Consider the following 10,878-nt stretch of genomic DNA (forward strand, 5'->3'; position numbering starts at 1 on the left):
AGTTCCCAGGCGGCATTGCGGGGGTGCTTCTCGATGCGGTTGAGCACGATCACGCGCACCTGATGTCCGCCCCAGGGGAGATCGTAGACGCCGTCCCAGGCGGTGGCGCGGAGCGAATGCGCGCGGGTGAGCTGCTCGGGATAGCGGGTGGCCACCGCATAGAGGCCGAAGGCATCGAGCGGGTGGCGCTTGCCATCGCCCGCAAGCCGCTGCTTGCGGTAGTTGACGTCGTGGCCGATCAGTTCGTCGAGCACCCAGGCGGTGAGGGCTTATTCAACGGCCCAGGGTGCCTCGGCGAAGACATCCATCAGCGCAATGCCGAAGGCGCGATGCCAGAGGCGCAGGGGGTCTTTGTCTGAGGGGTGGCGGGTGTCGGCGCTCATGGGTCCAGTGTAGCCGATGGCGTCTCAGTAGACACCTGCAGCAAGGGCCAGCCAACACGCCCTCAACCCCAGAGGCTGGGTCTGTTCACCCTGTCTTCAATGGTTTCGTGGCAGTCGACCGTTAACGTGGTCCGTCCCTCATAATTCCCGCCAAGGTCTTCAACACCTGTGAAGGTGGCGCCATCATCTGCCCGGACGCCAAGAGCAAGCTGCACATCGACCACTTGAAGAACTTCGCGTGAAAAGACCGAAACCGCGCATTGATTTGCCACCGCGATCATCAGACAATCTGCGGCGTGCGCTCGCCCCTTCGCCAGACCCCGAAGTGCTTGAGCAACTCAGCAAAGCGGCCCGCTATCGCGGCCACCCGAAACATAAAGCAGCGCCGCAAGCATTTGGATTGCCCCGCTACACCAAACCACGCGGCGACAGCACCCTCTGCGATACACATGCAGGGTTTACCAAAGACCAACTCAGCGATCTTACTCGGCTGCTCAAGCGTGGCATCCAAGCAGGCCTCATCGCCGCGTCGACGCGCGTGATCTGGACCATCAGCGACGAGGGTTGGATCTTCGAAGGCCGTATCACCAATGCCGAGCAACACGAGTATCACGGCTATCCCCTTCGACCGAGCGAGCCGATTACTCACGCCGTCTATCAAAGATTCCTCGCTTGGGCCATGCTCCATGGTGATGCGATCGATCAGCAAGCCGCCGCGAATTGTCGTGATCTTTATGGTTTCAAATCATGACAAAAGTCTTTGACATCCAGATCGAACCACTCAAGGGCGCTAGCGCGAGCGATCCGCACCGCATCCGCATCGCCGCTGGCGAGACGATCTTTACCCGCCTCATTCGTGAACAAGGCCGCGAGCACGACGATGCGGTGCTCGCAGCGCCGCAGCCCCTTGCCTTCTGGCTCTGCGACAACTGGTGGCGACTGCGCTGGGAAACGACTCCCCCCAACCCACCGAGCACAGAGGCTTGGCGCCTCGCCCATGACATCGCCGGCGTTGGTGGAGGCTACAGCTGGCCGCGACTCTGCCTCTGGGGCGATCTCGATCGCATCGGCTTGCTCAGCCAAGCCGACCCCGTCGGGGTGGTCGGTCCGGTCCGCTACCTGACCGACGCCCTGCTCTATATCCCTGCAGCAGACTTCGAGCGTGAAGTCGATCATTTCCTCGATCACTGCATCGCCCGACAAGAGGGTCCCCAGCAAGACAGCCAAGCGCTGCGCGCGCTGATCAGCGCGCTTCGCCAAGAGCGAGCAGACCCGGACGCAGCCCGATGGCGGCGGCTTGAGGCAAGGCTCGGCTGCGATCCGGATCAAGCCCCTGATGAACTGATCCAAACCCTTGACGCCCTCGCCAACAACCACGGCCTGGAAGCCATTGAGGAAGCGGTTGCGGCAGAACCGTCAGAAGCAGCCCCACAGGCACTCCAGCGCGCGTTGCAGGCGGCCCGAGCAACCGGACACCGCTGCAACTTTTCGGAACTGTTACCCCAGTTGCCGATTGTCCAGCACAAGCCGGCCGAGCCAGCCTGGGTGGCTGCCGAGCAAGCCGCACAACACACACGTCGCGTCATCGGCATGGAGCGCGGCCCAATCAGCAACAAACAGCTCGCCGAGCTCTTGGGCACTCAGACCAAGAGCTTTCAATCAGCAGCCGGTCGCGAACCACTCCGCTACGGACTCCGCTTGCTCGACCAAGGTCAAAACGCCCCCCAAACCATCGCTTTGCGGGCAAAATGGCCAGAAGCCCGGCGCTTCGAGCTTTGCCGTGCCCTTGGCGACGCACTCTGGGCTCCCGCTGATCGCCTTGGCCCGCTGGCCGACACCAATACCGCACGACAACAATTCCAACGCGCTTTTGCACAAAGCCTGCTGTGTCCGTTCAACGCGTTGCTCGCGTTCCTCAAGACCGACTGCCCCGACGACGACGACATCACAGCCGCAGCACGGCATTTCCAAGTGGGCGAACGCGTCGTCGAAACCTTGCTCGTTAACAAAGGCCTGCTTCCGCGTTCTTCCCTGCAAGGCCGCTTTGAAGCGGTATAAAGCCCCAGCGTCGCAATCGCATCAACCCCAATGGACCTCTCGACCCACTACAACGGCAAAACCGTCCTTGTCACCGGCCATACCGGCTTTAAGGGCGCCTGGCTCTGCGAATAGCTATTGATGCTCGGTGCCCGAGTCGTTGGTGTTGCGCTGCCGCCCAACACCCAGCCGGCGCTGTTCGACCAACTCGGCCTCGCCGACCGTCTCGAACACTACATCCTAGACATCCGCGACCGCAACGCCCTAGCCGCGCGCGTGCTCGCCACCGAGCCAGACATCCTCTTTCACTTGGCGGCGCAACCGCTGGTGCGCCTATCGTATTCCGAGCCGGTCGAGACCTATGCCACCATCCTCATGGGCACCGTGCATCTGCTCGACGCCCTGCGCCTGCTCAGCCAGCAGTCCGACGACGCTGAGATCCACGTTAAAGGCCGGTATCTTCGATGCCTATCTCTGAACAACGCCTTACGGTTGGTGAAGACGGCCACATGGCCTTGCGCATCCCGCGCCCGCCCAGCGCCCGCATTCGCGTCATTGTCCTGGAAGACGCCGACGCCATCCCCGCATCGGCCATGGCGCTGGCCGATCTGCAATCCGCCACCGGCTTTGCCCAAGACGACCTGGCCGATCCCGCCGAGGACGTCTGGAATGACCTCTGAGATTTACCGCAATCCTCAACGCGGGCTTGCATCGGCGCTTGCGTGATCTCGTGCTCGTTCATCGTGAAGGCACCCTGTCTGCGCCCGGAGAACATGTCTGCTGGGCGTCACCACAGGCGCAAGCCTGCAGTTCGGCGGGGCTGCCATTGACGATGAGGTTGCGTTTAAGCATTAGCCACCGTATGCAGCAGCAAGGAGAACCGGCAAGCCTTGGGCAAGGCTGACCACACTGTCGAACGCCGACACCGTGTCTCGCCAGGACCTCTTTGGGGTCCAGGTCGATCACCTTCGAGCGTTTGGGAAGCGAGCCCATGGTGAAATCCGACTGATCAATCACAACCTCATCGTCTTTCAAGCTGTCCAGCCGGCTGCTGATCGGTATTCCTACAAAATCCTCAAAGGGCAGATTATCCTTGAAGACGACGACGGGCCTCAGTTTGTTTTGCTTGAGGTCGGAAAAGTAAAACTCGCACAGAACGACTTCGGCCTGGCTTACTTCCATACCTCATCCTCGATCTTCTCGTACCACTCTTGCACCCTTGCCGCAGAATGGTTGGACATGGCGCGTAGTTCCGGATCACCACTTTGGCTCTCGAACAGCATGACGACACGGACATGCTGATCGGTGAGCGATTTGTAAGCATCGGGGATCTTGAGGGCGCCATCTTTCAGGTCCGCTTCAAATTCTATCGCATACATTGTCACGTGATCCTCGGGTCGAATTCATGAAGGATTCGCATTCTATTCAAGGCGCGGATGCCGATGCCGATGACCTGCCGTTGCGGTCGGGCTGGGTGGAGTGTCTTGCCCTGCTCGGCGGTGTCGCAGTAGTCCAGCAGCGTGAGCATGGAGGCGCTGAAGATCAGCGAGCCGCCATGGGCGATGCCGATTTTAAAACCCACGGAAATCGGCGACCGCAGCGTACCATTTCTCCCGAATACCACACAGCAAATCATAAACGCGCTCAACCGCGACATCTTCCGCAACACGCCCCCATCGCGCGCCACTCGAAATCTCGTCGTATCCCGCCTTCGCACGCCGCAAAGAGCGCCAAGGTTGCAAAAACGCCATGCCTGACATTGAGTCGTCGCCGGTACGCTTGCCATTCACGCTGCGTCATGCCGTGGAGATGATTGTCAAGCTCTTCACTGAGCACGGCCCCGCACTGGACGGCCGCCCGGAGTCCATGGATTGCATCCTTGGTCGCAATGTACCAATTGAAAGCCCCATCAATGTCGGGAAAGATTGGATCGCTCATGCATCACCAAGGACGACCTCTAGCACCTTGGCCAACCCATTCTCATCAAGCGGAAATCCACCTCGTCGTGATCGGTCTGGATAGGCCAACCAGAGCCATTCGCGGTCATCGCAAGACGGATCAGGCTCCCCGTCAACGACAGGCTGTACAGTATCGGCGATCAGTTTGACTTCGCCGCGGGGTCCGGTGACATCGACACGCCCGACCCCCCCAATGACGTTGCTGGCAACCGGTACGAAGGTCACCAGGAGCCGGCCGATTTTGACTTCAAGCCCCGGAGCTTCGTAATCCCCAAGTCCTTCCTCGGAAATAGAATGCCGGGTCGCAATGATCTCTTCCCCCGGGACGCCGGCGTCCATCAACCATTGGCGCAACTGATCGATGAGTTGCCGAAGCGATGCCAACCACTTCGCTTTGCGTTTGTTCCAATCAAAGGACTCTGGCGCGAATTGCGCAGCCCTTACCTGATGCTGTTTAACGATCATTTGCAGGCTGCTCATACGGAACACCCTCCTTTAGAAAAAAGTCAGCCAACCCGCCGCAAATACCCATCCGGCGCCACGCTGATCAGCAGCTTGTGGTCGATCTGTTTATCGATCTCGAACTCCGGGTGGGTCTTGAGGTATTCATGCACCGCGGTCTTGGGATTATCGCCCGGTCCCCAGGGGCGGTCGGGGAACAGGTCCGCCGGCAGGTCTTCGATGATGGTATCAAACACCACACAGTAGCTGCCGGGAGTGACCAGTGGGGCGTAGGCTTCCAGTTCCGCAAGGACATGATCGTGGGTGTGGTTGGAGTCCAGGCAGACCAGGATGCGTTCGTGGCCCTGAGCCGCAGCTCGAACCTGTTCGATGATCTCGGGGGCGATGGATGAGCCTTGGATCATCTGGATGCGGCTGGCCATGGGGTGAGCTTCGATGGCGGCGCGGTTGTGGGCGCGGATGTCGATGTCGAGGCCGATGACCTGCCGTTGCGGTCGGGTTGGGTCGAGTGTCTTGCCCTGCTCCACCGCATCGCAGTACTCCAGCAGGGCAAGCATGGAGGCGCTAAAGATCAGCGAGCCGCCATGGGCGATGCCGGTTTCGATGATCAGGTCGGGTTTGATCCGCCAGATCAGCTCCTGCATCGCCATCATATCCTGGGGGTATTGGATGATGGGCCGGCCTTGCCAGAAGAAGTTGTAGGAAGACATCGACAAGATGGTCGCCTGCATGCAGGCTTGACCGGCAGCCATCAGGCCGTCGTTGTGTTCAACCGCCTGGAGTCGCGCTCGAACCGCTTGCTCAAATTCCGTCATGTTCGATCCCAATGTAGTTGTAGTGGCCGCCTGACATGGCTTTGATCTCGTCGGCGTAGATGGAATTCATGATGTAGAGCGGAGAACCCGCCGGCAACTTGGCGAGTCCTGCTTCGGGTGCCTGCACCCGAAGGCCGGTCGCTGGCAGGTAAAGGCCCTGTTTTGCCGGGTTCAGATCGATCACCACGTCGACGGGTTGTCCGAGACGTTCGCGCAGCAGTGCGAAGATGACGCCCTTGGAGGCACCGCCCCAGACGCCAACCGGCAACCGTCCGCAGTCCGCAGTCTGCGGTCTGCTAATGATGAAAGGAAGTCATCCGGCAGTTGGAAGGCGTCTTGGTCTTCTGCTAAGGGTCGCCGCAATGAAGCCAACTCAGCAATCACATACTGATATTGCCCGCCAAACAGATGCCCTGCAGCGACAACCTCGCCAAAGAGGCGACGGAAGTCGCTGGGCCGAAAATAGTTGACATGCTCATAGAAGATGTCGAACCAGGCGCGCTGCTGGCCGATCCACTCCAGGCAGGGCACCTCAATGTAGATGAGCCCAGCGCCGCCGTTGGCGTCGCGCACTTGCCGCAGGAATTCAAACGGAGTCTGCAGATGCTCCAGCACATGGCGCAGCACCACCGGCGGTCAGGCCGACTTGCGGGTCAAACGCACGAGGTTCGATTGCCGGGTGGTTGCCTTCGTAAGCCGGATCAAAGCCGCGTATGCCGACACCACGCGCGAGTAGCCGTTCAAGAAAAGAGCCTTTGCCGCAGCCGACCTCGATCAGCCCATCGCGCCCCAGATGGCGCCGCCGTACTCACCCCAGCCGTTGGCAGCGGCATCGGTAGCATAGCAGCCATCCAAATCAATGATGGATGGCTTGGTGTCGGGGATGCGGGAGTTCATGGCTGTTCGGTCGGAAGAAAATCCTCATCCAACAGCTCGTTGACACTGTAGGGGCATTCCGCTGGAAAGGTCTCTGGCGGCATGCCGGTTTCCTTGATCGCCAAACGTCTCGCCGGCAGATAGGCCTCTTCGCGTGCCAGTTCAAGCGACGATTTGAGACTGGGCGCCTTATCGATTAAGAACCGGAGCTGGGCGCGCTGCTCGATGATGGTCTTGCGCCAGCTCTTGCCTTCGAACTCCTTCCATTGCGCGGCGAGGGTGTCGAGCTGGAATTGCCACTTGAGCAGATGCGCGATCAGGATGATGAAGCGGCTTTCTAGCGTGCGCAGGCTGCTCTTGCCCATCTCCTCAAGCTCAGCGATCAGGTGATCGATGTCGAGCCGGTCGACCCTGCCCTGGCGCAGCAGATCGACCTGGGCTTGGGTCCAGCGCTCGAAGTCTTGTTCGTAAAGCGTTGCTTGCGGGGACATGGATGTTGCCGAGTGTGCATGGGTTGGGCGAATCGCGAGCCTAGCAGATGCAGGGTGAGGGTACGGCGGTCACGAAACCCACCCCGGGTTCCGCCAGATCGCTCAGCCGAATCTTGACCTCCTCGGTGCCGATGCAGCGTTGGCAGCGGCATCAGTGGCGTAGCGCACCTCCAGATCGGTGATGGAGGGTTGGGTGTAAGGGATGCGGGGCTCCATGGTTTATCGGTGCGGTAACGCCTTGGCTAGCTGCTCTGAGGCGGCTGCGCTCAATGCGACGCTGTCGAACCAGGATTGGGGATAGAGATAATCTTCGCCCGATTCATCGATGATCCGCAGCATCCCATGACCGGCATCCTTTTCAACCAGCTCATAGAGGCGGCCAAGCTGGAGATCATCGCCCGAGAGATCGCCGGCGGCGTCTTTGCGCAAACAAACCACGAATTCTAGAGCCATCGTTTTACCTTCATTTTTACCTTGCCGATTCCGTGGGCTTCGTACCAGTGGATCTCGGCGAGTTGATGAGCGCCGTCGTCCGTTTCGACCAAGGCCATCCCTTTTTTCTTCCGCCATCGGCCAGGCCCATCGTGCTGACGCAACCGGCGCAATTCCCGAATCGCGGGGCCTTCGGCAATCGTTTCGACGGCCGTGATTGGAGGAATAACGCGAACCATTCGTGAATCAGCTTGAACCCGTTATGGTCCCTGCAAGACTAGCAAATCCTGAGCATGGGGACGGCAGTAACAAAACGCGTACCGCAGTCTGTTAGATCCGCCAACTGCGCCTTGACCTCGTCGGCAATGTTCCAGGGCAAGATCAACATCTCATTCGGCGGATCATCGCGCAGGGCGGCGGGCGGGCGGATGGAGATGTGGCTGCCGGGCAGATATTTGCCTTGTTTGGCCGGCGCGGCGTCGCAGACGTAGGGGAGCAGGTCGGGCTTGACGCCGGCGTCATTGAGCAGGGTGTTGCCTTTGGCGGCGGCGACGTAGTCTTGGGCTGCCGCTGCAGGGCGATCACGCCCGCGATGGCGGTTGGCTCCAGGGTGAAGCGCGGGTTGCTCATCGGCTGGCCTCGTTGAAGACGGCGATGCCTGCCCAGCAGAGCGCGCGTGCATCGCCGCCCTGTTGCTGATGGCGATACCAGGCCAGGGTCCGAGCGATGCCCTCGGACAGCGACCAGCGCGGTTGCACGCCGAACCGTTAGTCATCTGAGTCGATGGCTCTGAAGGCCCACACGAGGCCGGCTGGTTGGCCTTAGAGACCGCCAAGGCGCGTTGAAATCGGATCTTGAATGCCGATCAACGCCTGGTCGATGGGCAGGGTCGGCTGCGTTCGTTTACACTCAGACCCTCAAAACACGCGCCCAACAAGGGCAACCGTGACCCATGTGGTCAACCGCTGCCCCTGACTGAGGTGCAGCACGATCAGGTCGCCGCCGCCCTCCGCTGCAGCCTTGGATGACGCCGCGATCACCCGCAACACCCATCCATTCAATGCAAGGCGAAAGACACAACCATGTCTGACTTAACCGCTTACGAGCAAGATTTTCATGGCTGGCTGTTGGAGAACGCCAACTTCATGCGCCATCAACAATGGGATCAGCTCGATATCGACCACCTTGCCGAAGAGTTAGAAGCCATGGCAAAGAGCGAGAAACGCGAGCTTGTGAATCGACTCAGTCTCCTGTTGATGCATTTGTTGAAATGGCAATACCAAGTTCCAAAGCGCACCCGCAGCTGGCGTAATACCATCACGACGCAGCGGATCGATATAAAGGAGTTGCTCGCGGACAGTCCAAGCTTGAAGCCTTATTTGAGCGAGAAACTTGAAACCGCCTATCAAAAAGCCAAGCTCAAGGCTGAAAATGAGACGGGCATCGACCAAGATCAGTTTCCTTTCGCATGCCCCTATTGCGTCGACGAAGTGCTCAAGGCTGACTTTCTTCCAGAATAACAGGCCAGTTCACCAATCCCTTCATGCGGGTTGTTGATCTCGTCCATGCTGGCCTCCAGTGCGAGCAGCTGTGACTTAGTCCGATCAGCCAGCGGTCGACCAGGCAACATTCGGTGCGCGTATCAGCCGTTCGGCGGGGAACTAGATGGCCAGCCTGATGTGAGGCCGGCGGCCGTGATCGATAGGTTGGTTTCACCGGCAGGATCAGCCAACAGCACGACGCCGACGATGCACCGTTTCGGTGCCTTGGCGTTGGTGGGCGGCGATTTCAGCCTGCTTGAGGTCGTTGGATATTGCCATCTGACCTGATCGCCAGACAGACATGACGCTGGAAGAATAGCAGAGCACTGAGCCGGGAGTCCGCGAGTCAGGGTGACTGGCGATCTCTCTGGATATCACCTGATCGGCATTTCGTGGTCCGTGCCTGGTATTGTTCTTAGCTACGTTTTCGGTTCTCGAAGGCCCGTCTAAGTAAATCCGTGATCAACGCTTGATGCGCCTCGATATCTTGCTGATTCAACTTGATTCGATACGCCCCCCCAACGCTTATCGTAATCCAGAACATCGAGACTGGATTCATCTAATGCTGCGTCAAGCTCATCAACTTGCGGATGCTTGATGTCGAGATTCAAGACGCTCTTTCTTGGACGCAGCACTGCAAAATTCATTATACGCCCATCCACATTGAAACCGATGTAGTGGCGATTATAGTTCAGCGTTGCTGAGGGCGTGAATGTCCTGGCCAACTCACAAATACGATCTGCTAATTCAACTGTTTGTTTTGCAGCTTTTTTCGCTTCCCAATACTGTCGATCCGCTGGCTCAACAACCTCTTCGTCATCACCAAAAAAGCCAAGGCGCACAGTGTCCAATACTTTGGTGAACTGAAGCCCAACTCCTTCTGCCGTTTCAATCGCCGTCACCTGAATCGCCATTAAAGGGATGAAGCCATTAAAAAGACTAACAACATTGAGAAAACGGCTTGTGATATCCTCTGCAATAATAACCGCAACATGGTCGTACTTTGGATATCTCCTTCTTTCGATATCCCAATATTCCAACGTTCTAATAATGTGCGACTCATCGGTTGCGCCAAGCTGTATCTCCACTTCGTATCGGCCATGACCTTCGGCATCCTGAAGAAGAAGATCGAGCCTTCCTAAACCCCGATGAATGCGCTCCCTATCGCGGAGTACGACATCGCCTAAACCGAGGATCGATGGATCTTCGGCGATGACGTTTTGTAGCCAGCGCTCATCAAGTATGGGGTGTGTACGGAGATCGATGGTATTAAGCTTCACGTGTTGCATGTACAATCCAAAACGCTAATTGGTGACTCAGTTAACGAAATGCCTTAAAGCCCAAGACAGTTCTTTTCGCGATAAAACACAGCCGTCGACCACGCCTCAAGATTCACCGGCCCCATTCCGATAAAATCAAGCCGCTTAAATCCATGCTGCAAGAGATGGTCGGAACCAGGATTGTATCGGGTTCTCTCGGCATTATCCAAGATCACAATGCCGTTTTGCTTGAGCGCATGAAGACAGTTCCGCAGGCAGTTGACGCGATCCCTGCCATCAACAAAAACGATATCAAAGACGCCTGTGTAATGATCTTTGCTGATCTCTTGTCCGTAGGCGCCGCCATACTCTAGCGCATGGTAAAGATACTCGACATTCGCTGGCATCTTTGCCTTCATCTTCTGATACCAGCCTGCATCGTGTTCAACAGAGACAATCTTTTCCACATGCGCACTCAACCAGAGCGTCGAGTTTCCGCTTCCATACTCGAATACCTTGAAGTCGCTCCTGATTCTCTTGTCAAGAAAATGGAGGAAGGGATACGTCACCCAAGGTACGGGCCGACCCTTTGCTGTGCTTTCCCGAGAAAGCAGCGACTGTTCC

The 10,878-nt window shown here is 58.2% G+C and carries 20 protein-coding genes and 1 pseudogene; 5 read left to right on the forward strand and 16 right to left on the reverse strand.

What is annotated here, in order from left to right:
* Nucleotides 1–254: pseudogene (locus VBE63_RS20820) on the reverse strand (hypothetical protein); the annotation flags it as partial.
* Nucleotides 255–445: 191 nt separating this feature from the next.
* Nucleotides 446–664 carry a hypothetical protein gene (locus tag VBE63_RS20825; protein WP_323684940.1) on the reverse strand — a complete coding sequence of 73 codons (219 nt, stop codon included), beginning with the start codon at nucleotides 662–664 and terminating at the stop codon, nucleotides 446–448.
* A 119-nt stretch (nucleotides 665–783) separates the two neighbouring features.
* On the opposite strand from VBE63_RS20825, the gene VBE63_RS20830 reads away from it, so the two are divergent.
* The 3 genes from VBE63_RS20830 (at nucleotide 784) to VBE63_RS20840 (ending at nucleotide 3,146) form a co-directional block, all read left to right on the forward strand.
* Nucleotides 784–1,134, forward strand: a complete 351-nt coding sequence (locus VBE63_RS20830; protein ID WP_323684941.1) for a hypothetical protein — start codon at nucleotides 784–786, stop codon at nucleotides 1,132–1,134.
* The gene (locus VBE63_RS20835) at nucleotides 1,131–2,441 is read left to right on the forward strand and encodes a hypothetical protein (protein WP_323684942.1); all 1,311 of its coding nucleotides are present in this window, start codon (nucleotides 1,131–1,133) and stop codon (nucleotides 2,439–2,441) included. The genes VBE63_RS20830 and VBE63_RS20835 overlap by 4 nt, the downstream gene beginning before the upstream one ends.
* Nucleotides 2,442–2,561: 120 nt before the next feature.
* Nucleotides 2,562–3,146 (forward strand): GDP-mannose 4,6-dehydratase, encoded by a 585-nt coding sequence (locus tag VBE63_RS20840; protein WP_323684943.1) that lies wholly within the window; start codon nucleotides 2,562–2,564, stop codon nucleotides 3,144–3,146.
* A gap of 12 nt (nucleotides 3,147–3,158) precedes the next feature.
* On the opposite strand, the gene VBE63_RS20845 is transcribed toward VBE63_RS20840, so the two are convergent.
* From VBE63_RS20845 to VBE63_RS20855, 3 genes are read right to left on the reverse strand one after another with little or no spacing between them, the layout of a single operon-like run.
* Nucleotides 3,159–3,602, reverse strand: coding sequence for a hypothetical protein (locus VBE63_RS20845; RefSeq protein WP_323684944.1), 444 nt, complete (start codon nucleotides 3,600–3,602; stop codon nucleotides 3,159–3,161).
* Complete coding sequence (locus VBE63_RS20850; RefSeq protein WP_323684945.1) at nucleotides 3,593–3,799, reverse strand: hypothetical protein; 207 nt, start codon at nucleotides 3,797–3,799, stop codon at nucleotides 3,593–3,595. The genes VBE63_RS20845 and VBE63_RS20850 overlap by 10 nt, the downstream gene beginning before the upstream one ends.
* A gap of 2 nt (nucleotides 3,800–3,801) precedes the next feature.
* Nucleotides 3,802–3,948 carry a hypothetical protein gene (locus VBE63_RS20855; protein WP_323684946.1) on the reverse strand — a complete coding sequence of 49 codons (147 nt, stop codon included), beginning with the start codon at nucleotides 3,946–3,948 and terminating at the stop codon, nucleotides 3,802–3,804.
* On the opposite strand from VBE63_RS20855, the gene VBE63_RS20860 reads away from it, so the two are divergent.
* Nucleotides 3,947–4,177: a hypothetical protein gene (locus VBE63_RS20860; protein WP_323684947.1), complete on the forward strand. Its 231-nt coding sequence runs from the start codon at nucleotides 3,947–3,949 to the stop codon at nucleotides 4,175–4,177. The genes VBE63_RS20855 and VBE63_RS20860 overlap by 2 nt on opposite strands.
* 177 nt (nucleotides 4,178–4,354) lie before the next feature.
* Here VBE63_RS20860 and VBE63_RS20865 read toward each other — a convergent pair whose 3' ends face one another.
* The 9 genes from VBE63_RS20865 to VBE63_RS20905 form a co-directional block, all read right to left on the reverse strand.
* Entirely contained in the window at nucleotides 4,355–4,858 is a 504-nt protein-coding gene (locus VBE63_RS20865) for a hypothetical protein (protein ID WP_323684948.1), read from the reverse strand.
* A 26-nt stretch (nucleotides 4,859–4,884) separates the two neighbouring features.
* Entirely contained in the window at nucleotides 4,885–5,655 is a 771-nt protein-coding gene (locus VBE63_RS20870; protein WP_323684949.1) for a cephalosporin hydroxylase family protein, read from the reverse strand.
* A complete protein-coding gene (locus VBE63_RS20875; RefSeq protein ID WP_323684950.1) occupies nucleotides 5,642–5,842 on the reverse strand; it encodes a hypothetical protein in 201 nt (66 codons plus the stop codon). The genes VBE63_RS20870 and VBE63_RS20875 overlap by 14 nt, the downstream gene beginning before the upstream one ends.
* Nucleotides 5,836–6,285, reverse strand: coding sequence for a methyltransferase domain-containing protein (locus tag VBE63_RS20880; protein WP_323684951.1), 450 nt, complete (start codon nucleotides 6,283–6,285; stop codon nucleotides 5,836–5,838). The genes VBE63_RS20875 and VBE63_RS20880 overlap by 7 nt, the downstream gene beginning before the upstream one ends.
* Nucleotides 6,286–6,429: 144 nt before the next feature.
* The gene (locus tag VBE63_RS20885) at nucleotides 6,430–6,552 is read right to left on the reverse strand and encodes a hypothetical protein (protein WP_323684952.1); all 123 of its coding nucleotides are present in this window, start codon (nucleotides 6,550–6,552) and stop codon (nucleotides 6,430–6,432) included.
* Nucleotides 6,549–7,022, reverse strand: coding sequence for a DUF29 domain-containing protein (locus VBE63_RS20890; RefSeq protein ID WP_323684953.1), 474 nt, complete (start codon nucleotides 7,020–7,022; stop codon nucleotides 6,549–6,551). The genes VBE63_RS20885 and VBE63_RS20890 overlap by 4 nt, the downstream gene beginning before the upstream one ends.
* A gap of 219 nt (nucleotides 7,023–7,241) precedes the next feature.
* On the reverse strand, nucleotides 7,242–7,475 hold the full coding sequence (locus tag VBE63_RS20895; RefSeq protein ID WP_323684954.1) for a hypothetical protein: 234 nt from the start codon (nucleotides 7,473–7,475) through the stop codon (nucleotides 7,242–7,244).
* Nucleotides 7,466–7,693 (reverse strand): hypothetical protein, encoded by a 228-nt coding sequence (locus VBE63_RS20900; protein ID WP_323684955.1) that lies wholly within the window; start codon nucleotides 7,691–7,693, stop codon nucleotides 7,466–7,468. The genes VBE63_RS20895 and VBE63_RS20900 overlap by 10 nt, the downstream gene beginning before the upstream one ends.
* Nucleotides 7,694–7,731: 38 nt before the next feature.
* Nucleotides 7,732–8,136 carry a methyltransferase C-terminal domain-containing protein gene (locus VBE63_RS20905; RefSeq protein ID WP_323684956.1) on the reverse strand — a complete coding sequence of 135 codons (405 nt, stop codon included), beginning with the start codon at nucleotides 8,134–8,136 and terminating at the stop codon, nucleotides 7,732–7,734.
* A 400-nt stretch (nucleotides 8,137–8,536) separates the two neighbouring features.
* On the opposite strand from VBE63_RS20905, the gene VBE63_RS20910 reads away from it, so the two are divergent.
* Nucleotides 8,537–8,974, forward strand: coding sequence for a DUF29 domain-containing protein (locus VBE63_RS20910; protein ID WP_323684957.1), 438 nt, complete (start codon nucleotides 8,537–8,539; stop codon nucleotides 8,972–8,974).
* A gap of 467 nt (nucleotides 8,975–9,441) precedes the next feature.
* Here VBE63_RS20910 and VBE63_RS20915 read toward each other — a convergent pair whose 3' ends face one another.
* Both VBE63_RS20915 and VBE63_RS20920 read right to left on the reverse strand, forming a co-directional pair.
* Nucleotides 9,442–10,284 carry a hypothetical protein gene (locus tag VBE63_RS20915; RefSeq protein WP_323684958.1) on the reverse strand — a complete coding sequence of 281 codons (843 nt, stop codon included), beginning with the start codon at nucleotides 10,282–10,284 and terminating at the stop codon, nucleotides 9,442–9,444.
* 44 nt (nucleotides 10,285–10,328) lie between these two features.
* On the reverse strand, nucleotides 10,329–10,878 hold a 550-nt coding region (locus tag VBE63_RS20920; protein ID WP_323684959.1), incomplete at its 5' end, for a hypothetical protein.

The organism is Lamprobacter sp. (genome assembly GCF_034860625.1).
Taxonomy (GTDB): Bacteria; Pseudomonadota; Gammaproteobacteria; order Chromatiales; family Chromatiaceae; genus Lamprobacter.

What these genes read in the sequence shown, in the direction of transcription:
- VBE63_RS20825 (WP_323684940.1), bottom strand. Translation starts at nt 664, where the DNA reads ATGATCGCGGTGGCAAATCAATGCGCGGTTTCGGTCTTTTCACGCGAA.
- VBE63_RS20835 (WP_323684942.1), top strand. Translation starts at nt 1,131, where the DNA reads ATGACAAAAGTCTTTGACATCCAGATCGAACCACTCAAGGGCGCTAGC.
- VBE63_RS20840 (WP_323684943.1), top strand. Translation starts at nt 2,562, where the DNA reads ATGCTCGGTGCCCGAGTCGTTGGTGTTGCGCTGCCGCCCAACACCCAG.
- VBE63_RS20845 (WP_323684944.1), bottom strand. Translation starts at nt 3,602, where the DNA reads ATGGAAGTAAGCCAGGCCGAAGTCGTTCTGTGCGAGTTTTACTTTTCC.
- VBE63_RS20850 (WP_323684945.1), bottom strand. Translation starts at nt 3,799, where the DNA reads ATGTATGCGATAGAATTTGAAGCGGACCTGAAAGATGGCGCCCTCAAG.
- VBE63_RS20860 (WP_323684947.1), top strand. Translation starts at nt 3,947, where the DNA reads ATGGAGGCGCTGAAGATCAGCGAGCCGCCATGGGCGATGCCGATTTTA.
- VBE63_RS20855 (WP_323684946.1), bottom strand. Translation starts at nt 3,948, where the DNA reads ATGCTCACGCTGCTGGACTACTGCGACACCGCCGAGCAGGGCAAGACA.
- VBE63_RS20865 (WP_323684948.1), bottom strand. Translation starts at nt 4,858, where the DNA reads ATGAGCAGCCTGCAAATGATCGTTAAACAGCATCAGGTAAGGGCTGCG.
- VBE63_RS20870 (WP_323684949.1), bottom strand. Translation starts at nt 5,655, where the DNA reads ATGACGGAATTTGAGCAAGCGGTTCGAGCGCGACTCCAGGCGGTTGAA.
- VBE63_RS20885 (WP_323684952.1), bottom strand. Translation starts at nt 6,552, where the DNA reads ATGAACTCCCGCATCCCCGACACCAAGCCATCCATCATTGATTTGGAT.
- VBE63_RS20890 (WP_323684953.1), bottom strand. Translation starts at nt 7,022, where the DNA reads ATGTCCCCGCAAGCAACGCTTTACGAACAAGACTTCGAGCGCTGGACC.
- VBE63_RS20895 (WP_323684954.1), bottom strand. Translation starts at nt 7,475, where the DNA reads ATGGCTCTAGAATTCGTGGTTTGTTTGCGCAAAGACGCCGCCGGCGAT.
- VBE63_RS20900 (WP_323684955.1), bottom strand. Translation starts at nt 7,693, where the DNA reads ATGGTTCGCGTTATTCCTCCAATCACGGCCGTCGAAACGATTGCCGAA.
- VBE63_RS20905 (WP_323684956.1), bottom strand. Translation starts at nt 8,136, where the DNA reads ATGCACGCGCGCTCTGCTGGGCAGGCATCGCCGTCTTCAACGAGGCCA.
- VBE63_RS20910 (WP_323684957.1), top strand. Translation starts at nt 8,537, where the DNA reads ATGTCTGACTTAACCGCTTACGAGCAAGATTTTCATGGCTGGCTGTTG.
- VBE63_RS20915 (WP_323684958.1), bottom strand. Translation starts at nt 10,284, where the DNA reads ATGCAACACGTGAAGCTTAATACCATCGATCTCCGTACACACCCCATA.